Below are 25,797 nucleotides of genomic sequence, written 5' to 3' on the forward strand. Positions count from 1 at the left end.
ATTTTCTCTCAGTGCAGTGAAGCGGGCGGTTGGTCCGGAGCCTGGTCGGCCGGCTGACATTCGCTGAACAATAACAGCACCGCCATGCGAACGTATTCCATGACTTCCATGAAATCGGCTTCGTTGGCGTCGGACTCTTCCAGATCGGTCTGTACCTGGGCGATGGCGGCGAAGTCAGCGAGCACGCTGCTGGCTTCCTCGCTCAGCTCACCCTTGCGCCCCACCAGGCCGAAGCCGCCGAGAAACCCTTCGCACCACTGCCCCAGGGACAGCGTGCGGCGATCGATGGCGGCTTCGTCATCGGGCAACAGCAGGGTCAGGTCAAAGCCACTGCCGGCCAGTTGCGCCAGGCTGGCATCGTACAGCTGGATCAGAAACACCTTGTCGGCCTCGGACAGGCTGCCACGACCATCGATGACCTCGCGGGCCACCTCCAGCCAGGTTCCATGGTCGAGCCGCGCACCAGCGGCGAGCCGGCCAACCAGGTGGCCGTGCAGTTCAGCGGGGAAGCCGGCGGCAGACTGTTCGTTGAACAGTTGCTCGACTCGGTCGTAATCAAAAGCGGCGGGCATCAGAGCCATGGTTTTCCGGCCTCTCGGACAAGGGGGGACATCGGGCTGGGAAGCGTTCCAGTCAACTGGCATATCCTACAGACCCGAGCGCCCCGGGAACAACCAGCGACCGGTCGACAGATTACCGCATCCGGGGTTTGACCGTCCTCCCTACCCCCTCTATAGTTCGGCAACAGCGGGATGACTACTGACGGCGACAATGGACGATTCCAACATCAACGACCTGATTGAAAAAATTGACCGGTTGATTGCCACCTGTGATCGACTGCAGCAGCAGAACCAACAGCTCCTGGCTCAGGAACGTTCCTGGCGTGACGAACGATTGCAATTGATCGAGAAGAACGATTTGGCCCGACAGAAGGTCGAAGCCATGATATTGCGTCTGAAATCCCTGGAGCACGATTCATGAACCAACCCCTGACAGTCACCCTGCGCATTCTCGACAAGGAATACCAGGTCGCCTGCCCCCCCGAAGAACGTTACAACCTGGAAGAAGCCGCCCGGCATCTGGACAACACCATGCGCGACATCCGCAATCGCGGCAAGGTCGTCGGACTGGAACGGATCGCAGTCATGGCCGCCCTCAACATCAGCCATGAAATGCTCAGCGGCAATCTGCAGAAGGGCCGCCTGATGAGCGATCAACAGCAACAGATAACCGAGCTGACCAACCGTCTCGATCAAGCTCTGGCGCGCCATCAGGAATAGCCCCCGACAGCCCGAGGTCTGGAATAGCAGTGAGTTTTCTGTATACTCGGTCACATCCCTGGGATGTTTGCCAGTCGGTGATGTCCCTGAGCCGATACTCCTGTAGAAGGGGGGCACGCGTTGCCGTCGGTGTGCATGTCCGCTTGCCGGAAAGCCTAAAACGGTACCATGTCCTCCGCCTTGAACTTTCGGGTTCAAGGGCTAACCCGACAGCGGCATTCCGGGGTCCCTTTTCATGAATGGCGAAAGCCGCTCCACCCTGCGCCGGCAACTGCGCGCCGCGCGACGCTCCCTCAGCCCCCAGCAGCAACATCAAGCCAGCCAGCAGTTGTGGCGGCAACTGGCGCAACATCCACTATTTCGCCGCAGCCGACATATCGCGTTTTATCTGGCCAATGATGGTGAAATCGATCCCTCGGTGCTGATGGCCCATGCGCGCCGCCTGGGTAAGCATTGCTATCTGCCGGTGATCACCGGCTGGCCAGCCGATCGCATGCATTTCCAGCGCCTGGTGCCCGGACAGCGCTGGGTCAGCAACCGCTTTGGTATCCGCGAACCGCTGATTGATCCCGGCCTGCAGGCGCGCCCCTGGCGTCTGGACCTGATCCTGATGCCCCTGGTCGGTTTCGATGAGAACGGCAACCGCCTCGGCATGGGCGGCGGTTTCTATGACCGCACCTTCGCCTTCCGGCGGCGGCGCCAGCACTGGACCGGCCCTCGCCTGCTGGGCCTGGCCCATCATTGTCAGAAAGTCGCGCAGCTGCCTATCGCCAGCTGGGATATCCCACTGGACGGCATCGTCAGCGATCAGCAGATCATTCTGTTGCGTTAGATTCCATCCCGGTCGGGACAGCGGGGCGATCGAAGTAGCTCTGGGTGTATCCCGTGGTCACCACCCCCAGGGTAAACACCAACACGAGAATCCATATCAAATCCGGCTTACGGCGCATTACTTGCCCTCCAATACTGGCCAACTACCTTGTCTGGTCCATCAGAGCGTCCGGCATACGGGCGCACAAACACATTTCGAGACAATACATTCCGACGTATCGAGCGACACCGATATACCCTATCCAGAACAGCCTGTCAACCAGCGCCTCCCCGGCACCTCATCCCCTGTTCCGCACCGTCATGCTTCTCCATGCATTGGCCAAACCAGCACCGCGGATCAAGTCCTAGCCCAGATAGAGCTGGTACGCAGGGTTGTCAGTCTCGTCCCAATAACGATAACCGATGGCATCCAGCGCTGCCGGCACCTTCGACCGCTCAGCCTCGGGTACCTGCAGGCCGACCACCACCCGCCCGTAGTCGGCACCGTGGTTGCGGTAGTGGAACATGGAGATGTTCCAGCGCCCGCCCAACTTGTTGAGGAAGTTGAATAGCGCGCCGGGGCGCTCGGGGAATTCGAAGCGGTACACCACCTCGTCTTCCACCTGTACCGAGTGCCCGCCAACCATGTGCCGGATATGCAGCTTGGCCAGCTCGTTGTCGGTCAGGTCCAGCACCGGGAAGTCGCGCTCGATCAGCCCGGCCACCAACGCCTCACGTGGATCCAGCTCGGGGTGGGTCTGCACGCCGACAAAGATGTGCGCTTGCTGCTGGTCGTGATAGCGATAGTTGAATTCGGTAATGGCGCGCTTGCCGATGGCCTGACAGAACGCCTTGAAGCTGCCCGGACGCTCGGGGATGGTCACTGCCAGCAATGCTTCGCGTTGCTCGCCGATCTCGGCACGCTCAGCAACATGGCGCAGGCGGTCGAAGTTGATGTTGGCACCCGAGTCGATGGCGACCATCACCTGGCCGGCGCAGCCTTCGCGCTCGACGTACTTCTTGATACCCGCCACTCCGAGACAGCCCGCCGGCTCGCAGATGGAGCGGGTGTCATCGTAGATGTCCTTGATGGCCGCGCACATCTCGTCGGAGGACACGGTGATCACCTCATCCACATACTTCTTGCAGATATCGAAGGTGTACTTGCCGATCTGGGCCACTGCCACACCATCGGCAAACTGCCCGACCTGGCTCAGCGTCACCCGCTTGCCCCGCTGCAGCGCAGCCTGCAAACAGTTGGAATCCTGCGGTTCGACACCGATCACCTTGATCTCCGGGCGCAGGTACTTCACATAGGCGGCGATACCGGCAATCAAGCCGCCGCCGCCAACCGGCACGAAGATGGCGTCCAGCTGCCCGGGATGCTGACGCAGAATCTCCATGGCCACGGTGCCCTGTCCGGCAATGGTGTCAGGATCATCGTAGGGATGAATGAACACCCATCCCTTTTCTTCTACCTGCTTCTGCGCGTAGGCCAGCGCCTCGTCGAAGGCATCGCCATGCAATACCACCTTGCCGCCCCGCGCCCGCACCGCCTTGACCTTGATCTCAGGTGTGGTCTTGGGCATCACGATGGTTGCCTTCACCCCCATGTGCCGCGCCGCAAAAGCCAGGCCCTGGGCATGGTTGCCCGCCGACGCCGCAACCACTCCACGGGCGCGCTGCTCATCGGTCAACTGCTTGAGCTTGTTGTAGGCGCCGCGAATCTTGAAGGAGAACACCGGCTGCAGGTCTTCACGCTTGAGCAGAACGGTATTGCCGAGCCGCTCGGAAAGGAAGGGCGCGCGGTGAATGGGGGTTTCGACGGCGACATCGTAGACGGGGGAGCAGAGGATCTTCTTGACGTAGCTTTCCAGGGTAGGCATCGGGTTTCGGCTTGGTGATAGGTGAGGTAAAAGCGCCAGTCTAAACGAATCGGGCCCGATCCGACTACACGCTGTCCGGACAGGGCCGTATAATTGCTGCTTTATTCAAAGCACAGAGGTGACCGGCATGACCCAGGACGAACTCAAGCAGGCCGTGGGGCAAGCCGCGGTGGATATTCTGCTGCCCCAGCTGGAAGATCAGAGTGTCATCGGCGTCGGCACCGGCTCGACCGCCAATTGCTTCATCGATGCGCTGGCCAGACACAAGGGCCGCTTCGATGGCGCCGTGGCCAGCTCCCAGGCCACCGCCGAGCGCCTGAAGCAACATGGCATTCCGGTTTATGACCTCAATAGCGTGGCCAATCTGGATTTTTATGTTGATGGAGCCGATGAGGCCAATAAGCATCTGGAACTGATCAAGGGCGGCGGCGCCGCCCTGACCCGCGAAAAGATCGTCGCCGCCGTGGCGCGCACCTTCATCTGCATTGCCGATGAGAGCAAGCTGGTCGCGACTCTCGGAGAGTTTCCACTACCGGTGGAAGTGATCCCCATGGCACGCAGCTACGTGGCCCGGGAAATCGTCAAGCTCGGCGGCGATCCGGCCTATCGCGAAGGCGTGGTAACCGACAACGGCAACGTGATTCTCGATGTGCATAACCTGCAGATCCATGATCCACGCGGACTGGAAGAGCAGCTCAACGCCATTGTTGGTGTGGTCTGCAACGGGCTGTTTGCTGCGCGGCCGGCGGATATTCTGCTGCTGGGTACTGCCAAGGGCGTGCAACGACTGGAACGCAGCGCCGGCTGACCCGTTCGCGGGCCAGTCCACTCCCACGGAAAAAATAAGCGCATGACGCTTACCGGCATGACGGATAAATGCGGCTATTCCGTGGGAGTAGTTGGTCTGGGGTAGCGGCCTTGGCCGCGATGGCTCCGCTGGATGCCTACCCAGCTCATTCCCGTCCCTCACCCTTCAGACGAATGCGAAATGCCGCGCCTCCCAGTGGCGAATCTGTCAGGCTCAACTCGCCGTTGTAGCTTTCGACGATATCCCTGACCACCGACAAACCGATTCCCTGTCCGGGGTGGGTGGTATCCAGCCGCTCACCGCGGCCGATGATGCGCTGGCGCTGGCTTTCCGGTACGCCCGGCCCGTCATCCTCGACCAGCAGGTCGCATACCCCGTTCGTTACCGAGGCGCTTACGCGGATGTGCGAGATACACAGCCGGTAGGCATTTTCCAGCAGATTGCCGAGCAATTCGAGCAAGGCACCCTCCTCCATCGGCACGCGCAGCTCGTAATCTATAACGCATTCCAGCGTAACGAACTTGTCCCGGTAAACCTTGCTCAAGGCCGCACTCAGCCGCTGCACCAGTGGCGCCAGGTGCGCCCGATGCCGAACCAGCCCACTGCGCCGCAAGCTGGCGCGCTGCAATTGGTAGTCGATCTGCTGGCTCATCCGCTCGATCTGATCCTGCAACACCCGCGACTGTTCCTGTTGCTGCGCCTGCACGCGCAGGTTCTCCGCCACGGTCTGCAACACTGCCAGAGGAGTCTTCAGGCTATGCGCGAGATCGCCCAAAGAATCGCGGTAACGTGCCCGCTGCAGTCGCTCGCTATCGAGCAGACGGTTCAATGATCGCGTCAACCGGGCCAGCTCGCTGGGGTGCTGGTCACTCAAGGCATCCCTGGTGCCCGACTCGATTTCATTGAGTTCGCGGCGCACCCCCTTGAATGAACGCAGGCTCCAGGTCAAACCCAGCCATAGCAACAGCAACAGCAACAGCAAGCCCCCACCCAGCCACAGGCGCAGCTGGTTACGAAAATCCCGCTGCATGGGGGCAAACTCGCTGCTCGGCAACATGGTGACGAAGCTCAGCGGCAACTCATCATCTCCCGCCAGGTGCACCTCCACGTCATAGACGTAGTATTCCTGCTGGTTCCGGTCACGAATACGCAGAAAGTCGATGCGCCCACCACTGAAGTGAGGGGAATAGTTGAGTTGCTCATCCTCGGTGGAGCGCGAATGCCAGATCAGATTGCCATCCATGTCATGCACATAGCCCAGCAGCTTGGCTTCCGGCAGGTTGAATTCTTCGTCCGGCATGCGCTCGGGCATCACCAGTTGGCCATTGACCACACTGGCCGCGCTCACCAGGGTCGATGCATCGGCGGCCAGGCGCTGCTGAATGATCTGCTCCATGGTTTGATCAAAGACGTTCTGCAACACCGGCAGCAATGCGAGCATGAACAACATGGCAAAGCCGGCCGCGCTGAATACCAGCCGCGAGCGCAGCGAGCGGATCATTGGCACTGTCCGGTGAACAGATATCCCTGGCCCCGTACGGTCTCGATCGGTCGCACCTCGCCGGCGGCTTCCAGCTTGCGGCGCAAGCGTCCGACCAGCACTTCGATGACGTTGGGGTCACGCTCTTCATCATCGGGATACAGCTGCTCGATAAGGCGATCCTTGGCCACCACCTGCTGGTGATGACGCATCAGGTACTCGAGAATCCGGTACTCGAAGGCGGTCAGCTGCAGCGGTTCATCCCCGACCAGGGCGTGCTTGCGGTGCAGGTCCAACACCAGCTCGCCGCTGCGGATCTGCGCCTGGACAAAGCCCGACGAGCGCCGCACCAGTGCATTCAAGCGCGCCTCCAACTCCTCGAACTGAAATGGCTTGACCACATAATCGTCCGCCCCTGAGGTCAGGCCTTCGACCTTGTCCTGCCAGTTGCCACGCGCAGTGAGAATCAGGATTGGAAAGGTGCAGCCCATGCTGCGCAGTTGGCGAATCAGATCCAGACCGCTCATACCGGGCAAGCCGAGGTCGACGATGGCGATGTCGTGATTGAAATGCTGGGCCTGGAACAGTCCTTCCTCGGCGCTGTCCACGGCATCGATGATATGTCCGACCTCGGCAAAGCGAGTGGACAGATGATGGCGCAGCAACGCCTCGTCTTCGACCAACAGGAGTTTCATACCATCCTCCGAAAAACCAGCCGGCAGCTACCATGAAAGCCCGCCTGGCGAGACCGGGCGGGCTGGGAGTCATGCCGGGATCAGAAGTGGTAGTTTAAACCGAGATAGGCCATATCCGAGCTTTTCAGGTCAAATGAGCCGCCAACGCTGCGGTCACGGGCATTCAGGCTGGCATCAGCGGTGGTGCGCAGGTAGCGATAGCCGCCCTCGATCGAGAATTCCGGAGCCAGGCTATGCAGGACGCCTACCTGCAGACCGCCGGCCAGGCCAAGGTCGCTGTCACGGTGGTAGCCAGGGGAATCCTGTTCCAGCTTGACCAGACCGGCAGTGACACCGCCGAACAGCCGGGTGTTATCCGCCACCGGCAGGAACAGATCATAGCTGCCGAGCAGATTCTGCTGACGCATCTTGTAGCTGCCGGAATAGGTATCCGATACATACTCGTAGCTCAGGTACATACGACCGGTATCGTCCTGGATACCAGCGCGCACACCCCAGGTACCGGAGTTGTTGATGGTATCGTCCAGACGACGGGCTTCCGGTTCGCCTTTCAGCGAGCTGGAGCGGTCCATGTTGTTGCTGGTCTCACCCCAGGTGAGGCCGACGAAGCGATCCTGGGCCAGAGCGGGAAGACTGGCAAAGGCCAGCGTGGTACCAACGGCAAGCAGTTTCAGAGTGGTTTTCATTGGGTGCGTCTCCTTGATGACAACGGGAAACAGCATGCCAAATGCCAGCTGAACGCAACCTGAACCTTTGCTGAACCTCAGCTGAACAAAAGCGGGGGGAAATCTAGACGCGCCAGAATTGGTTGGCGTGACCGCAGGAAATCGCGCCGCGGGGGCGCTCCTGCGCGCAGTGTGCGGAATGCCTGAAGGCAACGTGGCGGAGTGCAACCCCGCCACGTCGTGACATCAGAACAGCACGCGGCAACGGATGGTGCCGTTGACTTCGTTGAGCTTTTCCAGCGCCAGATCGGAGTAGGCAGCATCAACGTCGATCACCACATAACCGACTTTTTCGTTGGTCTGCAGATACTGACCGGAGATGTTGATGCCATTGCTGGCGAACACCTGGTTGATCTCGCTCATCACCCCGGGGATGTTCTGGTGGATGTGCAGCAGACGATGCTTGCCCGGATGCGACGGCAACGCCACTTCGGGGAAGTTGACCGAGGTGATGGATGTGCCGTTGTCACTGTAGCGCACCAGTTTCTCGGCAACTTCCAGACCGATGTTGGCCTGGGCTTCCATGGTCGAACCACCGACATGCGGGGTCAGCAGGCAGTTGTCGAATTCACGCAGCGGCGAGATGAACTCATCATTGTTGGAGCGCGGCTCGACCGGGAACACATCGATGGCAGCGCCGTGCAGATGCTTGTCGCGCAGGGCGGCGGCCAGTGCTTCGATATCGACCACAGTGCCGCGGGCAGCGTTGATCAGGTAGCTGCCCTGCTTCATGGCACGGATTTCCTTCTCGCCGATCATCCACTTGGTAGCGGCGGTTTCCGGCACGTGCAGGGTAACGATGTCAGCCATACCCAGCAGCTCGGTCAGCGAGCCAACCTGCTGCGCATTGCCCAGCGGCAGCTTGGTCACCACGTCATAGAAGTACACCTGCATGCCGAGGTTTTCCGCCAGCACCGACAGCTGGGTGCCGATGGAGCCGTAACCGATAATACCCAGCTTCTTGCCGCGGATTTCAAAGGAGTTGGTGGCGCTTTTCAGCCAGCCGCCGCGGTGGGCTACCGCGTTCTTCTCGGGAATGCCGCGCAGCAGCAGGATGGCCTCGGCCAGCACCAGCTCAGCCACCGAACGGGTGTTGGAATAGGGCGCGTTGAACACCGCGACACCCATTTCCCGGGCAGCTTCCAGATCAACCTGGTTGGTACCGATGCAGAAGCAGCCGACGGCAACCAGTTTGTGTGCATGTGCCAGTACGTCCGCAGTCAGCTGGGTACGCGAACGGAGACCGATGAAATGCGCATCGGCGATCGCTTCCTTGAGCTGTTCTTCCGGGAGGGAGCCGGTGTGATAATCGATATTGGTGTAACCGGCTGCCTGCAGAGTGTCGACGGCAGTCTGGTGCACACCCTCGAGGAGCAGAAATTTGATCTTGCTTTTGTCCAGCGAGGTTTTAGCCATGTGTCAGTTACTCGTAATGCTGATGTATGATGGTCCGGCAGGTTTTTCGGCGTTTTCTCCGTCGCTGACCTGTTTCGGAAGCCGCTTATGCTAGCATAATCTCCCTTTTCCAGATGCCTGCGACCCATGAATTGTGTTCAGGCAGCGCATGAATTTTGTTTGAGAGCCGCCATGACCCCAGAAGCCATTATCGAAACCCTGAAAACGCTGGTCGATGCCGACAAGGTCCGCACCGACAGCGCGTCGCTGGACACCTGGGGCCGGGACTGGACCAAGCAGTTCGAGCCGGCGCCGCTGGCCATCGTGTTTCCCAAGAGCATCGAGCAGGTTCAGGCGGTCGTTCGCTTCGCCAATGAACACAAGCTGGCCCTGACGCCCTCCGGCGGCCGCACCGGTTTGTCGGCTGCCGCCGTGGCTGCCAATGGCGAGATCGTGGTGTCCTTCGATTACATGAACCAGATCCTCGACTTCAATCCCTATGACCGCACCGTGACCTGCCAGCCGGGCGTGGTTACCGCCCAACTGCAGCAGTACGCCGAAGACCAGGGGCTGTACTATCCCGTGGACTTCGCCTCGGCCGGCTCCAGCCAGATCGGTGGCAACATCGGCACCAACGCTGGCGGCATCAAGGTGATTCGCTACGGCATGACCCGCAATTGGGTGGCCGGCCTGAAGGTGGTGACCGGGAGCGGCGAACTATTGGAATTGAACAAGGGCCTGGTGAAGAACGCCACCGGCTACGACCTGCGCCAGCTGTTCATCGGCGCCGAGGGCACCCTGGGTTTCGTCGTCGAAGCGACCATGCGCCTGGAGCGGGCACCGAAGAACCTCACCGCCATGGTGCTCGGCACCCCCGACTTCGACTCGATCATGCCGGTACTGCACGCCTTCCAGGGCAAGCTGGACCTGACCGCCTTCGAGTTCTTCTCCGACAAGGCCATGGGCAAGATCATGGCCCGCGGCGATGTACCCGCGCCCTTCGAGACCGACTGCCCCTTTTACGCCCTGCTGGAATTCGAGGCCGTGAGCGAAGATATCGCCAACCAGGCGCTGGAAACCTTCGAGCATTGCGTGGAGCAGGGCTGGGTGTTGGACGGCGTGATGAGTCAGAGCGAGCAGCAACTGCAGAACCTGTGGAAGCTGCGCGAGTTCATCTCCGAGACCATCTCCCACTGGACCCCGTACAAGAACGACATCTCGGTCACCATCAGCCAGGTACCGGCGTTTCTGCGGGATATCGACGCCATTGTCGGCGAACACTACCCGGATTTCGAGATCGTCTGGTTTGGCCATATCGGCGACGGCAACCTGCACCTGAACATCCTCAAGCCCGACGCCATGCCCAAGGAAGAATTCTTCGCCAAGTGTGCCAGCGTCAACCAATGGGTATTCGATATCGTCAAACGCTACAACGGTTCGATATCCGCCGAACACGGCATGGGCATGACCAAACGCGATTACCTGGGCTACAGCCGCAGCCCCGAGGAAATCGCCGTGATGAAGGCAGTCAAGGCGGTATTCGATCCGAACGGCATCATGAATCCGGGCAAGATCTTTCCAGACTGAGAGGCAACCATGACCTACCAGCATCAGTTCAGTGACGGCACGCCAATCGATTTACCCCTGGGCAAGGTGGTTTGCGTAGGCCGAAACTATGCGGAGCATGCGCGGGAGTTGAACAACCCGGTTCCCAGCGAACCGCTGCTGTTCATCAAACCGGCCACCTCGGTAGTGCCGCTGGCCAACGGTTTCCGCCTGCCGACCGGCCGTGGCGCCGTACATTACGAGACCGAAATCGCCCTGCTGATCGGCACCCCGCTATCCGGCACCATCAGCCCGGCGGATGCCGCGGGCGCCATTGCCGGTGTTGGCCTGGCGCTGGATCTGACCTTGCGCGAGCTGCAGGACCAGCTCAAGGCCAAGGGGCATCCCTGGGAACGGGCCAAGGCGTTTGATGCGGCCTGTCCGCTATCATCCTTTGTCCGTCTCGAGCAGGCCCCGGCACTGAATGCCATTCCACTGCAACTGACGATCAACGGCGAGCTGCGCCAGCAAGGCAACAGCGCGGACATGATCACACCGATCATTGCCCTGCTGCAGCATATCGCCGGGGTCTTCACTCTGCTGCCGGGTGATGTGGTGATTACCGGAACCCCCGCCGGGGTCGGCGTGCTGAATACCGGCGATGAACTGGAGCTGGCGATTCCCGGAGCCCTGCAACAGGCCACCCGGGTAATCGGCTGACCGCCACTGACCGCACCGGGAACTTTCCCGGTCAGCGGGCAGTCTTGACAGCTTTACACCTCCCTCAAGGAACAGCCGTTTGAAACGTTATCTGCTGGCCGCCATTACGCTGTTGATGGTCGCAGGCTACACCTTCCTGCATTCCAATAATCTCGATGTCCTGCTGTGGCAAAGCTGGAAACTCAATCGTCAGCCGATGCCGGAACAAGCCTTCGACCTGGGCCGTTACAAGGTCGATATCGAAGCGCTGCCCATTCCCGAGCTGGGAGACGACCTCTCCGCACTGACCTACAACAGCGACAGCGATACCCTGTTCGGCTTGCTCAATGGTACGCCGCTGATCGTCGAGCTGAGTCTGGACGGCAAGCTACTGCGCAGCATCCTGATCAAGGGGGTGGAGGACATGGAAGGGCTCACCCATGTGTCCGGCGACCGCTATGTGGTTGCCGAGGAACGACGGCGGCGACTGCTGGAAATCGAGATCCCCGACGATGCCGTGGAACTCGATGTGACCGACGCCCCCAGCCTGACGGTGGCCCTGGACGAAGAGCCGGACAACAAGGGCCTGGAAGGCTTGTCCTGGGACGCCCAACGCCAGCGCCTGATGGTGGTCAAGGAGCGAGACCCGATGCGGGTGTTCGTGGTCACCGGCTTCGTCGGGCAACCGGAGAACGCGTCGATCAGCATTCATATGGAGCCCTCGCTCCAGCCCGACAATCTGTTCATGAGCGACCTGTCCTCGCTGTCCGCGGACAACCTCACCGGCCAGTTGCTGCTGCTCAGCGATGAATCGCACATGGTCGTGGAGTATAGCGCCGCCGGCCAGCCACTCAGTCTGCTGGGATTATGGCGCGGTATGAGCGGCCTGAGCCGGACGGTCCCCCAGGCGGAAGGGTTGACCGTCGACAGCCAGCGGCGCATCTACATCGTCAGCGAGCCAAACCTGTTCTACCGTTTTGCACCCGTCAATCCGTCAGCAGCGCAGCCAGCGACTCCAGCTCGTTCTCGTTGAACACCTGCACCCCGTGGCGGCGTAAAGCCGCCGTGGTGACGCCCTCGCCGGCGACGCGGGAGCCGCTGAAGCTGCCGTCATAGGTTTCATGGTTGCCGCAGGAGGGGCTGCGGGCCTTGAGCACAGCGAATGCGATATTGTGACGACTGACCAGTTCCACTGCGGCAGCAGCGCCGGCGAGGAAGGCGGCGCTGACATCACGCCCATCGACATCCACTACCGGCACCAACCGATCCAGTACCGCCGCGCCCTGCCCGCCTGGAATTTCGGCTGGCGGCCTGGGTGTGGGTAGTCCACCGCTCACTTCCGGACACAGCGCAACCACCCGCCCCTGCGCCTGCCATTGCTGCAGCAGGGAATAGGGGCCGTGGGCACCGCCGTCATAGCGGACCGGCTGGCCCAGCAGGCAGCTGCTGACGAGAATCTTCTGCATATCTGCTCACACCATCAACGGATTGTCCGGGCGCCGCCGGAACCAACCCACCAGACTGGCCCGGTCACGCTGCGCCTGGAGTACTTCATGGGGCAGGCTGTCACTCATGAACACTGCCAGGGTTCCCGCCCGTGGCGGTACATCCATCGCGCCGTCGGGCAAATATAGCCGCAGCTCGCCGCCATCGCCCGGTTGCCACTGGCTGTTGAGATAGAGAACTACCGAGACGGTGCGCAGCGGGTTGTCCTTGAACCGGTCCACATGGCGCTGGTAGCCGGCCCCGGGCGGATAGAGCGCATAATGCGTCTCGAAATTGTCCAGACCGAGGAACAGTGTCCGGTTCAACGCCCAGCGCAGGTCCTCCATGGCCTGCAGATAGGCCGCGGCGGCAGGATTGGGCGGGCAGTCGTCCAACCAGCGGATATGATCGCCGCGGATTTCCGGCACCACCACCTGCTCCCCAGCCCGCCCCACTGCCGCCGGCTGCAGCGCCTCGCTGGCCCACAGGGAACGGCAATTGCGCTCCAGCTCGCCGAGCAGCTCAGCGGGCAATGCGCTCTCGGTTATCGACCAGCCGTGCACAGCAAGGCTATCAGCCACACAGACCAGACGGTCGGGCGCAGTGGCAGGGAACTCGGGCATCCTGTTCATACTCAAATCGGGTAGCGGCATCGCCCTGCCACGGACGGGGCACGGCGGACAAGACCCGGGGATCCGGGCGCCGTATAGTGTAAACGGACCGCCTCTTGCGTAACAGCACCCAATACTTCCCTGACTCCATGATTGCGAGGATCCATGCGCCCCTTCCCCCTGTCTTCTCTGTGGTTCATTTTTGCTGCCATGCTGCTGGGCAGCCTGTATGCCGGTTATGCCAGCGCCAGCCCAGCCGAGCTGTATCAACGCTCCGGCATGGCGCAACATCAACAACACTTCCAGGCGGCGCTGCAGAGTGCGCAACAGCGCTATGCCCGGCAACTTCCGCCGGCAGTACAGGAAACCCTGGTACGCAACAGCAGCCAGCGCTTCGAACCCCAGGGCATGCATGATCGCGCCCAGGCGCGGCTGGCCCTGGCCATGGAGCCGGCCGCCATCCAGCAGGCACTGACCTTCTTCAACAGTCCACTGGGAAGCAAAATAGTTTCAGCGGAAACCCGGGCCAGTGCACCGGCCTCGGTCGCAGCCATGCAGCAAGGCCTGCCAGTCCAGCAGCTGAGTCCTGAGCGTCGAGCGCTGATCGAGCGATTGGCCACCCGGTTACCCGCGTTGGAGTTGGGCGTGGAAGTTTCCATGGCGTTGACCGGCCTCGCGGCCCAGAGCGCCAATGATCTGCTCGGCGGGCTGATGAAGATTCCACAGCAAGGCGGCAGCGACAGCCGTGATCGCCTGCGCTCACAGATGCGCCCGAACCTGCCGGATACCCTGGCTTATGTCTATCGCGATCTGAGTGACGATGAGCTGACGCGCTTTGCGCAATGGACGGAGTCTGCCGGTGGGCAAGCCTTCTACCGCGCCACGGAGCAAGCCGTGCGCGATGCCCTGAATCCCTGATGTTGGATTGGGAGCTGCCATGCAGCTCCCGCTCAGTGGCCCAGGCGCTCGCCCAGCCAGTCGAGATACTGCCGGCGATACCTGGGCTTTTCATTGGCCAGGTGATGACGCGCCTCGGGCAGATAGAACAGCTCCGGGGCGTCGAACTTGTCCTGCAGGACCTTGATGTTGTGTTGCCAATCCACCGTCCCATCAGCCTGACCCTGCACGATCAAGGGTCGATGGGAGGCCGGAGTGGCCGTCTCGATGCGCGGGATCCACTTGTCCAGTGCCTGCACCCAGGCGACGGGTAGCACCTGCGCCTGCAGCGGATCATGCTGGCGAATGAACTCGAGGAAATCCACATCCGTGGAGTTGTCGCTGAAGCGCCGCCCCAACTGCTGGATGAAACCGCCCAGCAGCTTGAGACTGAATTGCGAAACGCCCCACTGGCGTGGCCGCACCAGTGGGGCCATCAGAATGGTCTGGCCCGACTGCTCCGGCATCGGCCCATGCAGCAGCCGGTCGATCAGAATCGCCCCGCCGGTGCTCTGTCCGAGGAAATGCCAGGGCGCTGGCAGCTTCCACAACCGCCCCTGCTCGAAAACCCCGTCCAGCACTTGCTGATAACGCAGAAAACAATCGATGCTGGCCCGCTCGCCGCTCGACAGGCCGTGCCCCGGCAGATCGAAGGCCAACACCGCCAGCCGCTGCCCGAGCGCCCAGCGGATCAGGTGTCGGTACAGCCCCATATGGTCGTAATAGCCATGCAGCAGCACCAGCGTGCCGCACGGCGCCGATGGCCGCCAAACCTGCACCGCGACATCGAAGCCGTCCACGGTGATGCGCCCCAGATGTTGCTGCACCTCGGCACTGAAGTCGATACCGTAATAGGCAGCATACTGCCTGGCGGCCGGGTTGAAGGGCTGACCCGGTTCCAGCTCGGGCAACTGCTCGACGAGCGCATCCAGAAAGGATTGATCCATTAACATCCCGGCTTGTCCTGAGGCAGCAGACGGGTAAATCTCTGCCGCTTTAGTCTGATATCGACACAATTCCATGTTTTGAGCATGATTTGCAAACGATCATCATGTAACATGCTGCGTTTCCAAATGCCACGTCCTTATGCGCTATCGCGCAGTATCTCAGCAGAGTGAGAGGTTTTCATGACTGAACGCGTCCAGGTTGGTGATCTCCAGGTTGCCAAGGTTCTTTTCGATTTCATCAACGAACAAGCCATTCCCGGCACCGGTGTACAGGCCGATGCGTTCTGGGCCGGCGTAGATGCACTGCTCCATGACCTGGCGCCCAAGAACCGCGCCCTGCTGGCCAAGCGTGACGAGCTGCAGGCCACTCTCGATGCCTGGCACCAGGAGCGTACCGGCCAGCCCCACGATGCCGCTGCCTACAAGGCGTTTCTCCAGGACATCGGCTATCTGTTGCCTGAACCCGCCGATTTCAAGATCACTACCGAAAACGTCGACAATGAAATCGCCACCATGGCCGGCCCGCAGCTGGTGGTGCCGATCATGAATGCCCGTTTCGCGATCAATGCCGCCAACGCCCGCTGGGGTTCGCTGTACGATGCCCTGTATGGCACCGATGCCATCAGCGAAGCCGACGGTGCCGAAAAAGGCCCCGGCTACAATCAAGTACGTGGCGACAAGGTCATTGCCTTTGCCCGCACGTTCCTTGATGAGGCAGCACCGCTGGCCAAAGGTTCCCATGTGGACGCCACCGCTTATACCATCGATCAGGGTCAATTGCGCGTTGCCTTGAAAGACGGCAGCCAGACCGGTCTCAAGGAGGCCGGTAAGTTCGTTGCCTTCCAGGGCAATGCCGCCGCTCCCCACGCCGTGCTGCTGAAGAACAACGGCCTGCATTTCGAAATTCAGATCGATCGCGAAAGCCCCATCGGCCAGACCGACGCGGCTGGCGTGAAGGATGTGCTGATGGAAGCCGCCATCACCACCATCATGGACTGCGAAGACTCCACCGCCGCCGTTGATGCCGAAGACAAGACCGTGGTCTACGGTAGCTGGCTGGGTCTGATGAAGGGCGATCTGGCCGAGCAGGTCAGCAAAGCGGGCTCCACCTTTACCCGCACCATGAACGCCGACCGCATCTATACCCAGGCAGATGGTTCCGAGCTGACCCTGCATGGCCGCTCGATGCTGTTCATCCGCAACGTCGGCCACCTGATGACCAACGATGCGATCATCGACAAGGACGGCTTCGAAGCGCCGGAAGGCATCCTTGATTGCGTGTTCACCGCACTGATCGCCCAGCACAACCTCAAGGGCAACACCAGCCGCGCCAACAGCCGCACCGGCTCGATGTATATCGTCAAGCCAAAGATGCACGGCCCGGAAGAAGTCGCCTTCGCCAACGAGCTGTTCAACCGCGTGGAAGACCTGCTCGGCATGGCGCGCAATACCCTGAAAATGGGCATCATGGATGAGGAACGCCGCACCACCGTCAACCTGAAAGCCTGCATCAAGGCTGCCAGCGAGCGCGTGGTGTTCATCAACACCGGCTTCCTCGACCGTACCGGTGACGAGATCCACACCTCCATGGAAGCCGGCCCGGTGGTGCGCAAGGCTGCCATGAAGGCCGAGAAGTGGATCGGCGCCTATGAAGACTGGAACGTCGATCATGGTCTGAACTGCGGCCTGTCTGGTCGTGCTCAGATCGGCAAGGGCATGTGGGCCATGCCCGATCTGATGGCCGGCATGCTGGAGCAGAAGATCGGCCACCCCATGGCCGGCGCCAACACCGCCTGGGTGCCCTCGCCCACCGCCGCCACACTGCACGCCCTGCACTACCACAAAGTCAACGTGTTCGAGCGCCAACAGGAACTGGCCAAGCGCACCTTCGCCTCGGTGGACGACATTCTCACCATTCCGCTGGCCAAGGACACCAACTGGACCGCGGAAGAGAAGCAGAACGAGATCGACAACAACGTTCAAGGCATTCTCGGTTATGTCGTGCGCTGGATCGACCAGGGCGTTGGTTGCTCCAAGGTGCCGGATATCAATGATGTCGGCCTGATGGAAGACCGCGCGACCCTGCGTATCTCCAGCCAGCTGCTGGCCAACTGGCTGCGCCACGGCATCATCACCGAGCAGCAGGTGATCGATAGCATGCAGCGCATGGCCGAAGTGGTTGATCGGCAGAATGCCGGCGATCCAGCCTACCGCCCGATGGCGCCCAACTTCGATGACAGCGTCGCCTTCCAGGCCTCGCTGGAGCTCATCCTCCAAGGCACCAAGCAGCCCAACGGTTACACCGAGCCGGTCCTGCATCGCCGCCGCCGCGAGCTGAAGGCCAAGCTGGCACGATAAACAACCGCAGCACCCCGAGCCCGGCAGGTTTCCTGCCGGGCTTTTTTGTTTCCGCGGCCTGATCGTGTACGGAACGCGAAAGTGCCGGCCGGGTCTGAGTCTGCATGGATACCGATACCCTGATCAATCTGCTGCAATGGCCAGCCATGATCGTCACCCTGGTGGCGGCCTGGCTGGTGGGATCACGCCAACGACTGAAACGCCTGGCCGGCTTCGTCTGTTTCATCGCCAGTAATGTGCTGTGGATCATCTGGGGCTGGCACACCCATGCCTGGGCGCTGATCGTGCTGCAGATCGGCCTGTTTCTGATGAACCTGCGCGGCACCCGCAAGAATGCCGAGTCGGCAGAGACCGATACAACATTGACGCAAAAAGGGGCGTCATCATGACGCCCCCATTGTCGCTCACAGACGGCGCTTAATCCTGCGCGGTTCCGGTCGCATAATCCCTGAACTGGACCGATACCGAACGCACCTTGTCAGACGGCCAGTTCGGCACGTTGATTACCTGCTCCTCGCCCCCACCGCGCGGCTGCAAGCGGATCGCAATGATCTCGCCAGCATGCGATGACGCCGGCAGGAACAGGTCCAGCCCGGACATGAAGGGCAAAAGGTGGAACAGCTGATCAGGCTCCGCCAGGTTGCTGCGCTGATCGCTGTTGCGATCATGCAGGAACAAGCTGCTCAATCGCTTCAGCAAGGGTGCCGTCAGCTCGGTTACCACATCGATCCCATTGACGGTCAGGCGATCATTATCATCACCCTGATCACCCCACAGCTCCTTGTCCCGGCCGATGATGATATTGGTATGTGCCGCGCTGCGATGCAGATACTGGCCAACGCCGGTTCCCGGCAGGGAGGTATTCAGCCGCACCAGGAAACTGTCCTGCGGGTATCCCTCACGGTAGAAATATTGATCATTGCCTGGTTCGGGATGCAGCAGGGCATATTCGAGAACGGCGTCCCGGTCGACCTGCAGCGGTCCCCAATCACCGCTGACTCCGATTCGCTGTGTGTGCAACGGCACGTCACTGAGCCGTACCCCGGTATGCGGGTCGGTCTGGTAGATTTCCAGGGTAGTGCCTTCTGCACCGATATTCTCGGGGAAGATATGCGTCTTGCCGGCGATCCAGACCTGTTGGCCTGCAGCCTGCGGAATGGCAGTTTCGGCCGGCGCCTCACCGTTGAAGAAATGGTACATGCGCTCGAACGACTCCGCCGACGTGGCGACCTCGATGTGACCTACCGGGGCGTCTGCCGGAGGATAGACATTCTGCGCGCCCACTACGGTACGGTCGACATATTGCCCCCACAACGCCAGCGTCGGTACGTCGCCGGGCTGATGATCAACCGCCGCACCGTCGACACTGACATAGCGGGCTACCTTGGCAGCATTGGCCGGTTCGGAGAGATACACCAGGCTGACCCGGGTGCCCATGGAATGGCCAATCAGATTGACCTGCTGCGCTCCTGTGGCGAGCAATAGCTGGTCGATGATGCGGTTGATACTGGCGTTGCGGGCCGCCGCCTGCTCCGGATCGAACGGGTCCTGACCCGTAGCGGTGTTGTATTCATAGACCCCGATATGCGCCAACGGGTAACCGTTGGCGCGCAAGCGCTGGGCCTGGGACTCGAACTGCGACGCCGAGCCTGCGCCGCCATGGATGAACAGCACTGGCAGCCGGTCGTGTTGCAGCTCGGCGCCGTCCAACTGCGCCAACGAGTCCTGCAGATGTTGCCAGGCCGGCAGCCGCGCGCGCAATGAACGCTCACCGGCACGGCTGTTCTCATCGAAGACGCCCGCCTGGTTGAGCTCGTCCAGCAGACCGGCCACGGCTTGCTCGAAGGCTTCGTCATCGCTGAAGTCAAGGTTCTCCAGGCGATGCTGCTGCGCATACTCGGTCACCTGCTGGTCGATCCCATCGGAGATCTGGATGCCATTGACCAGGTTGCCATCGGCATCCAGGCTCTGCAGCAGCCGGGCCATGTTCACCACAGCGGCATCCGCTGGGTCCGCGTCGGGCAGCAGGTTAATCGGGGTAATGACGCTCTGGCCGGCAGCCGAACCCAGCTGGATACCGCCCACGGCAAAATCGATATTTTCTCCCGGGCGGTAGACGAAGGCGCCCTCGGCGCTGGTCCTGCCCTGCTGAGTCTCTGTACTGAACCTCAGTCCGCTCACCGCGCTGTCAATGAAAACCCCTTCGCTCAGCTCATCGGAGCGGGAGTCGGAACTACCCGAGCCGGAAAAACACCCCGCCAGCATGACTGATGCGATACCTATAGCCGACATGCGCAAGCCGCTTGCAGACGGCAGAGACCTCTTGTTCCTGTTCATTACATACCTTCAGTTTTTGTAGTTATTGTCAGGGGTCGCCTCTGGAGCGGGGCAACCATTGTCAATCCGAGACAGCAGACGAGACACTCCCCCTTACCGTTTCGCCATGGAGCATATATGAGAAGCGGATCACACAAGCCCACATAAACAGAATGAATATTCACTCATCAGGCAAGACAGAAAGTACCGACTCGACTAGTAGGTAAAGAGGGGAACCAGGGAAGGCGGGAAAGGTGAAGCTGATCAGTCCACCGATTGAAACTGGGCGACCAGCGCAGTCAGGCGGTGCTCCGCCTGCTGCAGCTGTTCGTTCTGCTGGATCTGGGAAACGCACAGCGCCAGCGCCGTGGTCACCAGCAATTGGTGCGCATCGCTACCGGCACGTTGCTCGCGGGATTCGTTCAATTTCTGCTGCAGCAGCTCAGTGGCCTGCTGGAACAGCAGTTCCTCGCTCTCGCTGATGCGGAACGAATAATCCTGCCCCAGAAAACTGACTACCCGCACGTTGCTCATGCCTCAGCGCTGACGCCACTGCGCTGCAGAATGGCCTGCAGCCGACCCACCGTGGAGCTCAATTGCTCTTCCTGCTCCATGGCTGCCAATTGCAGACTGTCGTTCTCATCCTTGACCTGCTGCAACTCCTGTTCGAGGCGAGTGACGTTCTCGTTCTGCGTGCGGTTCTGCTCCAGCAGATCGGTAACCAGTCGTTCGAGCTGGGTGAGAGTGGTTTCCAGCATGTCATACCCCCTGGGAAAAAGGCGCAGAGGATATCCCAAAGCGCCCCGCACCACCAGCCGCCCTTCACCGGTCAGCGGGAATGGGTGCCATAGATACGCAGAAAGATCTCCACCACTTCGGCGACATGCTGCTGGCGATCCACCGCGTTCATCGATTGCTCATGGCCGATCAGCAGGCGAAAGTTGTGATCGCCCTTGAGCAGACAGAAGAAATGGCGCGCCGCATTGATCGGGGTTTCGATCTCCAACTCGCCACGGCCCACCGCCCGTTGCAGCACCTGCACCATGCCTTCGCATACCCGCTGCGGCCCGGCTTCGTAGAACAGTTGCGCCAGCTTGGCATCCTGCCCGGCCATCCGCACCAGCAGGCGATGCAGCGCCAGCGACTCAGGACCGTTGATCAGCAGGCAGAACGCATCGCCAATACGCTGTAACAGGATGCGGATATCCGTCTCGGCGGGATGTTCGAAAAACAGCTGCGGCATCTGGCTCTCGCAGACATTCCGGATGGCCGCGGCATACAGGGTGTCCTTGTCAGTGAAATGGCTGTAGACGGTGAGCTTGGAGACTTCAGCTTCCCCCGCGATGGCCTCCATGCTGGTGCCCTCGTACCCATTGCGCAGGAACAAGGCCTGGGCCGCATGCAGGATGGCTTGACGCTTGGCCGGGTCTTTCGGACGGCCGGGACCGCTGGGGCGTAATTTTTTTTCAGACATGTCTTTAAATACTGGACTGGCGGGTTTGGTATTAATACTATACCTGTCAGTTCAATTATTCCAACTCTGTGACAGGTCGCCGCCCATGTCCCGCCATGCCCTACTCGGCTTTATCGTTCTCGTCCTCACCAGCGCCCTGAGCGGCTGCCGTGAGCCTGAAATCGTCGAAACGCCACCCCGCCCGGCGGTCGTGGTACACCCCCAACCGGCCGAGGCGCAGGTGCAGAGTTATCCCGGTGAAGTACGGGCGCGCTTCGAGCCGGAGCTGGCATTCCGTATCGGGGGCAAGGTCACCAAGCGCATGGTGGATGCGGGTGATCGGGTCCGTAAGGATCAACCGCTGGCCGAACTCGATCCCGAGGACGTGCGCCTGCAGCTGGAAGCCGCGCGGGCGCAGGTGGCAGCCGCCGAGGCCAATGTGCACTTGGCCAGGACCGAGCGCGACCGCTATCGCACGCTGCTGGATCGCCAGATGATCAGCTCTTCGCAATATGATAATGCCGACAATACCTATCGCTCGGCCGCAGCGCGGCTAAAGCAGGCCCGGGCCGAGTTCGATGTGGCGGATAACCAAGCCACCTACAGTGTGCTGCGGGCGCCACAGGATGGCGTTATCGCCCAGCGCGCGGTCGAGGTCGGGCAGGTGGTTGCCGCCGGTCAGCAGGTTTTCGTGCTGGCGGCCGATGGTGAGCGCGAGGCGCTGATCAGCCTGCCGGAAAGCAGCATTGGCCATATCGCCATTGGCCAGGCGGTGGACGTACAACTGTGGTCCCGCCCCGAGGACCGTTTTGCCGGCACCATCCGCGAGCTGTCGCCGGCCGCCGATCCGCTGACCCGCACCTTTGCGGCCCGGGTCAGCTTCAACGCCGATGCGCAGCGAGTCGAGGTCGGTCAGAGCGCCCGCGTCTTTATCCGCCAGTCCGATCAGGTGCCGCTGGCAGTCCCCCTGTCTGCGGTGAGCGCGGAGCAAGGTGAGAGCTTTGTCTGGGTGGTCGATCCGCAAACCCATGCGGTGGTTCGTACGCCGGTGCGTATGGGCAACTATGGTCAGGAGCACGCGACCATTCTCGATGGGCTGCAGGCTGATGATTGGGTCATCGCTGCCGGGGTGCATATGCTGGTCGAGGGCCAGCAGGTGCAGCCGGTGGATCGGCAGAATCGCAGCGTGACACTCGCCGGAGAATAGACATGTCATTCAATCTTTCCGCCTGGGCACTGCGCAACCGCCAGATTGTTCTGTATTTCATGCTGGTGCTGTCGGTGGCCGGGTTCCTGTCCTACGGTGAGCTGGGCCAGAGCGAGGACCCGCCCTTCACCTTCAAGGCCATGGTGGTACGCACCAATTGGCCAGGGGCGACGGCCGAGGAAGTGGCGCGCCAGGTCTCCGACCGGATCGAACAGAAGGCCATGGAAACCGGTGCCTACCAGCAGGTGGTGTCCTATTCCCGGCCCGGCGAATCGACCCTTACCTTCGTCGCGCTGGATACGCTCGACTCCAAGGAAATCCCCGAACTCTGGTATCAACTGCGGAAGAAAATCGGCGACATTCGCCACACCCTGCCACCGGATGTCGTCGGCCCCTTCTTCAATGATGAGTTCGGCACGACATTCGGCAATATCTATGCACTGACCGGTGACGGTTTCGATTACGCCCTGCTCAAGGATTATGCCGAACGCCTGCAATTGCAGCTGCAGCGGGTCAGGGATGTGGGCAAGGTGGAGCTGATCGGCGTTCAGAACGAGAAGATCTGGATCGAGCTGTCCAACCTCAAGCTGGCGACTCTGGGCCTGCCGCTGGCCGCTGTGCAGCAGGCGCTGGAAGAACAGAACACCTTGCACGAGGCGGGCTTCTTCGAGACTGCCGATGAGCGGGTGCGCCTGCGGGTATCCGGACAGTTCGAGACGGTCGAGCAGATCCGCCAGTTTCCCATTCGCATCGGTGACCGCACCTTCCGGATCGATGACATTGCCGACGTGCACCGGGGGTTCAATGACCCCATGGCACCACGCATGCGCTACATGGAGCAGGACGCGCTGGGCCTGGCGGTCTCGATGAAGCCCGGTGGCGACATCCTGGCGCTGGGCAAGACCCTGGAAACCGAATTCGAACGCATGCGCCAGACGCTGCCCGTCGGCCTGCAATTGCACAAGGTATCCGATCAGCCAGAGGCCGTGCGCGAGAGCGTCGGCGAGTTCGTCAAGGTGTTAGCCGAAGCGGTCATCATCGTGTTGCTGGTGAGCTTCTTCTCCCTCGGTCTGCGCACCGGCCTGGTGGTCGCGCTATCGATTCCGCTGGTGCTGGCGATGACCTTCACGGTGATGAACTACTTCAACATCGGCCTGCACAAGATTTCCCTGGGCGCCCTGGTTCTGGCGCTGGGCCTGATGGTGGACGATGCCATCATCGCGGCGGAGATGATGGTGATCAAGATGGAGCAGGGTTTCGATCGCCTCAAGGCGGCCAGCTTCGCCTGGACCAGCACGGCGTTCCCGATGCTCACCGGCACGCTGATCACCGCTGCGGGCTTTCTGCCCATTGCCACCGCTGCTTCGGGGACCGGTGAATATACTCGGGCGATCTTCCAGGTGGTGACTATCGCGTTGCTGGTTTCCTGGATCGCTGCGGTCATCTTCGTGCCCTACCTGGGGTACAACCTGCTGCCCGACATGGCAAAACTGCATGCCAAGAAACACGGCGGCAGCCCAGACGGCCATGACCCCTACGCCACCCGCTTCTACCAACGGGTCCGCAGCACGGTGCAGTGGTGCGTGGTCCACCGCTGGCTGGTGATCGGTGTGACCCTGGGGCTGTTCATCGGCTCGATACTGCTGTTCCGCCTGGTACCGCAGCAGTTCTTCCCGCCCTCGGCGCGCACCGAACTGATGGTTGATCTCACCCTGGCCGAGGGGGCATCGCTCAAGGCCACCCAGGCCCAGGCCGAGCGCCTGGAAGAGCACCTGCGCGAACATCCCGGCATCGACAACTTCGTGGCCTATGTCGGTACCGGCTCGCCGCGCTTCTATCTGCCGCTGGATCAGCAATTGCCGGCGACCAACTTTACCCAGTTCGTCATCAAGACCCACTCGATCGCAGACCGCGAGCAGTTGCGCAGCTGGCTGATGACGTTGCTGGATCAGGAGTTTCCCGAAGTGCGAGCGCGCGTCTCTCGCCTGGAGAACGGCCCGCCGGTGGGTTATCCGATCCAGTTCCGCATATCCGGTGAACACATCGACGAAGTGCGGCGCATCGCCCGAGAGGTCGCTGCCAAGGTGCGGGCGAATCCGGGGGTGGCCAACGTCCATCTCAACTGGGAGGCACCCAGCAAAGTGGTGCTGCTGCAGATCGATCAGGAACGCGCCCGGGCGCTGGGCCTGAGCACCAGCGACGTCTCGGGCTTTCTCTCCAGCCAGTTGACAGGTACCACCGTGAGCCTGTTCCGCGAGGGGGACGAGCTGATCGAGATTGCCCTGCGCGGCACCGTTCAGGAACGCGAGGCGCTACAGCACCTGCCCAGCCTGGCGATTCCCACCGGCGATGGACGCAGCGTAGCGCTGGAGCAGGTGGCGACCCTGGAATACGGCTTCGAGGAAGGTGTCATCTGGCGACGCGATCGCCTGCCGACGGTGACCGTAAGGGGCGACATCCATGGCAGCGAACAGCCGGCCACCCTGGTACAGCAGATCATGCCCAGCCTCGACCCGATCCGAGCCGAATTGCCGGCCGGATACCGCTTCGCAGTGGGCGGTACCGTAGAAGACTCGCAGCGGGGGCAGAAGTCGATCATCGCGGGCATACCGCTGTTTCTGCTGGTGGTGATGACCCTGCTGATGTTGCAACTGCGCAGTATCTCGCGCTCGGTCATGGTGTTCCTCACCGCACCACTGGGGCTGATCGGTGTGACGCTGTTCCTGCTGGCCTTCCGCGAACCTTTCGGCTTCGTCGCCATGCTCGGCACCATTGCCCTGTCCGGCATGATCATGCGCAACTCGGTCATCCTGGTCGATCAGATCGAGCAGGATATCGCCGCCGGGCATGACCGCTGGCATGCCGTCATCGATGCCACAGTACGCCGCTTCAGGCCCATCGTATTGACCGCGCTGGCGGCCATCCTGGCGATGATTCCGCTGTCGCGCAGCGAGTTTTTCGGGCCGATGGCAGTGGCCATCATGGGTGGTCTGACCGTGGCCACGGCGCTGACGCTGCTGTTTCTGCCCGCGCTGTATGCCGCCTGGTTCCGGGTGCGCGAAACCGAAGGGCAGAACTGATGTCCCCGGCCCGCCTTTGTTGTCACTTTCGGCGAATTTGACTACACGGGGCGGGATTAGAGCGACGCAGGAAGCCGAGGC

Annotated in this window: 25 protein-coding genes and 1 other RNA gene; 13 read left to right on the top strand and 13 right to left on the bottom strand. The window is 61.3% G+C overall.

The window, feature by feature from the left end:
* Nucleotides 1-8: 8 nt before the first annotated feature.
* A complete protein-coding gene (locus tag DHB74_RS04350; RefSeq protein ID WP_051610776.1) occupies nucleotides 9-581 on the bottom strand; it encodes a UPF0149 family protein in 573 nt (190 codons plus the stop codon).
* A gap of 190 nt (nucleotides 582-771) precedes the next feature.
* On the opposite strand from DHB74_RS04350, the gene DHB74_RS04355 reads away from it, so the two are divergent.
* The 4 genes from DHB74_RS04355 to DHB74_RS04370 all read left to right on the top strand — a co-directional run bounded on the left by DHB74_RS04355 (nucleotide 772) and on the right by DHB74_RS04370 (nucleotide 2,112).
* On the top strand, nucleotides 772-981 hold the full coding sequence (locus DHB74_RS04355; RefSeq protein WP_036989233.1) for a TIGR02449 family protein: 210 nt from the start codon (nucleotides 772-774) through the stop codon (nucleotides 979-981).
* Nucleotides 978-1,280 (top strand): cell division protein ZapA, encoded by a 303-nt coding sequence (locus DHB74_RS04360; RefSeq protein ID WP_036989232.1) that lies wholly within the window; start codon nucleotides 978-980, stop codon nucleotides 1,278-1,280. The genes DHB74_RS04355 and DHB74_RS04360 overlap by 4 nt, the downstream gene beginning before the upstream one ends.
* 52 nt (nucleotides 1,281-1,332) lie before the next feature.
* A non-coding RNA gene (ssrS, locus tag DHB74_RS04365) (6S RNA) lies at nucleotides 1,333-1,511 on the top strand.
* A 4-nt stretch (nucleotides 1,512-1,515) separates the two neighbouring features.
* On the top strand, nucleotides 1,516-2,112 hold the full coding sequence (locus DHB74_RS04370) for a 5-formyltetrahydrofolate cyclo-ligase (protein ID WP_499160851.1): 597 nt from the start codon (nucleotides 1,516-1,518) through the stop codon (nucleotides 2,110-2,112).
* Nucleotides 2,113-2,455: 343 nt separating this feature from the next.
* On the opposite strand, the gene ilvA is transcribed toward DHB74_RS04370, so the two are convergent.
* Nucleotides 2,456-3,976, bottom strand: a complete 1,521-nt coding sequence (gene ilvA, locus DHB74_RS04375; protein ID WP_036989230.1) for a threonine ammonia-lyase, biosynthetic — start codon at nucleotides 3,974-3,976, stop codon at nucleotides 2,456-2,458.
* Nucleotides 3,977-4,103: 127 nt separating this feature from the next.
* On the opposite strand from ilvA, the gene rpiA reads away from it, so the two are divergent.
* On the top strand, nucleotides 4,104-4,784 hold the full coding sequence (rpiA, locus tag DHB74_RS04380) for a ribose-5-phosphate isomerase RpiA (protein WP_036990183.1): 681 nt from the start codon (nucleotides 4,104-4,106) through the stop codon (nucleotides 4,782-4,784).
* Between the two features lie 145 nt (nucleotides 4,785-4,929).
* On the opposite strand, the gene DHB74_RS04385 is transcribed toward rpiA, so the two are convergent.
* The 4 genes from DHB74_RS04385 to serA form a co-directional block, all read right to left on the bottom strand.
* Entirely contained in the window at nucleotides 4,930-6,285 is a 1,356-nt protein-coding gene (locus DHB74_RS04385) for an ATP-binding protein (RefSeq protein WP_499160852.1), read from the bottom strand.
* Nucleotides 6,282-6,959 (bottom strand): response regulator, encoded by a 678-nt coding sequence (locus DHB74_RS04390; RefSeq protein WP_036989228.1) that lies wholly within the window; start codon nucleotides 6,957-6,959, stop codon nucleotides 6,282-6,284. Before DHB74_RS04390 ends, DHB74_RS04385 begins: the two co-directional genes overlap by 4 nt.
* Before the next feature lie 80 nt (nucleotides 6,960-7,039).
* Entirely contained in the window at nucleotides 7,040-7,645 is a 606-nt protein-coding gene (locus DHB74_RS04395; RefSeq protein ID WP_280164722.1) for an outer membrane beta-barrel protein, read from the bottom strand.
* A gap of 225 nt (nucleotides 7,646-7,870) precedes the next feature.
* Nucleotides 7,871-9,100 carry a phosphoglycerate dehydrogenase gene (gene serA, locus DHB74_RS04400; protein ID WP_499160853.1) on the bottom strand — a complete coding sequence of 410 codons (1,230 nt, stop codon included), beginning with the start codon at nucleotides 9,098-9,100 and terminating at the stop codon, nucleotides 7,871-7,873.
* Nucleotides 9,101-9,271: 171 nt separating this feature from the next.
* On the opposite strand from serA, the gene DHB74_RS04405 reads away from it, so the two are divergent.
* From DHB74_RS04405 to DHB74_RS04415, 3 genes are all read left to right on the top strand, one after another.
* Complete coding sequence (locus DHB74_RS04405; RefSeq protein ID WP_499160854.1) at nucleotides 9,272-10,666, top strand: D-2-hydroxyglutarate dehydrogenase; 1,395 nt, start codon at nucleotides 9,272-9,274, stop codon at nucleotides 10,664-10,666.
* Nucleotides 10,667-10,675: 9 nt separating this feature from the next.
* A complete protein-coding gene (locus DHB74_RS04410; protein WP_499160855.1) occupies nucleotides 10,676-11,344 on the top strand; it encodes a fumarylacetoacetate hydrolase family protein in 669 nt (222 codons plus the stop codon).
* A gap of 79 nt (nucleotides 11,345-11,423) precedes the next feature.
* A complete protein-coding gene (locus DHB74_RS04415) occupies nucleotides 11,424-12,356 on the top strand; it encodes an SdiA-regulated domain-containing protein (RefSeq protein WP_499160856.1) in 933 nt (310 codons plus the stop codon).
* Here DHB74_RS04415 and DHB74_RS04420 read toward each other — a convergent pair.
* On the bottom strand, nucleotides 12,310-12,789 hold the full coding sequence (locus DHB74_RS04420; protein WP_499160857.1) for a 2-thiouracil desulfurase family protein: 480 nt from the start codon (nucleotides 12,787-12,789) through the stop codon (nucleotides 12,310-12,312). The two genes, DHB74_RS04415 and DHB74_RS04420, sit on opposite strands and share 47 nt — an antisense overlap.
* A 6-nt stretch (nucleotides 12,790-12,795) precedes the next feature.
* Nucleotides 12,796-13,440, bottom strand: a complete 645-nt coding sequence (locus DHB74_RS04425; RefSeq protein WP_407920263.1) for a 2OG-Fe(II) oxygenase — start codon at nucleotides 13,438-13,440, stop codon at nucleotides 12,796-12,798.
* A 144-nt stretch (nucleotides 13,441-13,584) separates the two neighbouring features.
* On the opposite strand from DHB74_RS04425, the gene DHB74_RS04430 reads away from it, so the two are divergent.
* Nucleotides 13,585-14,337 carry a DUF2059 domain-containing protein gene (locus DHB74_RS04430; protein WP_074777627.1) on the top strand — a complete coding sequence of 251 codons (753 nt, stop codon included), beginning with the start codon at nucleotides 13,585-13,587 and terminating at the stop codon, nucleotides 14,335-14,337.
* Nucleotides 14,338-14,369: 32 nt separating this feature from the next.
* Here DHB74_RS04430 and bipL read toward each other — a convergent pair whose 3' ends face one another.
* The gene (gene bipL, locus DHB74_RS04435) at nucleotides 14,370-15,302 is read right to left on the bottom strand and encodes a phospholipase BipL (RefSeq protein WP_280164725.1); all 933 of its coding nucleotides are present in this window, start codon (nucleotides 15,300-15,302) and stop codon (nucleotides 14,370-14,372) included.
* A gap of 180 nt (nucleotides 15,303-15,482) precedes the next feature.
* On the opposite strand from bipL, the gene DHB74_RS04440 reads away from it, so the two are divergent.
* Together DHB74_RS04440 and DHB74_RS04445 are read left to right on the top strand one after the other, a co-directional pair.
* On the top strand, nucleotides 15,483-17,660 hold the full coding sequence (locus tag DHB74_RS04440) for a malate synthase G (protein ID WP_136868833.1): 2,178 nt from the start codon (nucleotides 15,483-15,485) through the stop codon (nucleotides 17,658-17,660).
* A gap of 104 nt (nucleotides 17,661-17,764) precedes the next feature.
* Nucleotides 17,765-18,049, top strand: coding sequence for a hypothetical protein (locus DHB74_RS04445; protein ID WP_499160858.1), 285 nt, complete (start codon nucleotides 17,765-17,767; stop codon nucleotides 18,047-18,049).
* Nucleotides 18,050-18,077: 28 nt separating this feature from the next.
* Here DHB74_RS04445 and DHB74_RS04450 read toward each other — a convergent pair whose 3' ends face one another.
* The 4 genes from DHB74_RS04450 to DHB74_RS04465 all read right to left on the bottom strand — a co-directional run bounded on the left by DHB74_RS04450 (nucleotide 18,078) and on the right by DHB74_RS04465 (nucleotide 21,450).
* Complete coding sequence (locus DHB74_RS04450; RefSeq protein ID WP_499160859.1) at nucleotides 18,078-19,952, bottom strand: alpha/beta fold hydrolase; 1,875 nt, start codon at nucleotides 19,950-19,952, stop codon at nucleotides 18,078-18,080.
* 288 nt (nucleotides 19,953-20,240) lie between these two features.
* Nucleotides 20,241-20,510 (bottom strand): cell division protein ZapA, encoded by a 270-nt coding sequence (gene zapA / locus DHB74_RS04455; RefSeq protein WP_036989217.1) that lies wholly within the window; start codon nucleotides 20,508-20,510, stop codon nucleotides 20,241-20,243.
* Nucleotides 20,507-20,734: a hypothetical protein gene (locus DHB74_RS04460; RefSeq protein WP_036989216.1), complete on the bottom strand. Its 228-nt coding sequence runs from the start codon at nucleotides 20,732-20,734 to the stop codon at nucleotides 20,507-20,509. The genes zapA and DHB74_RS04460 overlap by 4 nt, the downstream gene beginning before the upstream one ends.
* Nucleotides 20,735-20,805: 71 nt before the next feature.
* Complete coding sequence (locus tag DHB74_RS04465; RefSeq protein ID WP_036989215.1) at nucleotides 20,806-21,450, bottom strand: TetR/AcrR family transcriptional regulator; 645 nt, start codon at nucleotides 21,448-21,450, stop codon at nucleotides 20,806-20,808.
* A gap of 85 nt (nucleotides 21,451-21,535) precedes the next feature.
* Between DHB74_RS04465 and DHB74_RS04470 the strand changes: the two genes are divergently transcribed.
* A complete protein-coding gene (locus tag DHB74_RS04470) occupies nucleotides 21,536-22,636 on the top strand; it encodes an efflux RND transporter periplasmic adaptor subunit (RefSeq protein WP_036989214.1) in 1,101 nt (366 codons plus the stop codon).
* A 2-nt stretch (nucleotides 22,637-22,638) separates the two neighbouring features.
* The gene (locus DHB74_RS04475; protein ID WP_036989212.1) at nucleotides 22,639-25,716 is read left to right on the top strand and encodes an efflux RND transporter permease subunit; all 3,078 of its coding nucleotides are present in this window, start codon (nucleotides 22,639-22,641) and stop codon (nucleotides 25,714-25,716) included.
* The last annotated feature ends 81 nt before the right edge of the window (nucleotides 25,717-25,797 follow it).

Source organism: Pseudomonas sp. G11-1, from assembly GCF_024031555.1.
Lineage (GTDB): Bacteria > Pseudomonadota > Gammaproteobacteria > Pseudomonadales > Pseudomonadaceae > Halopseudomonas > Halopseudomonas bauzanensis.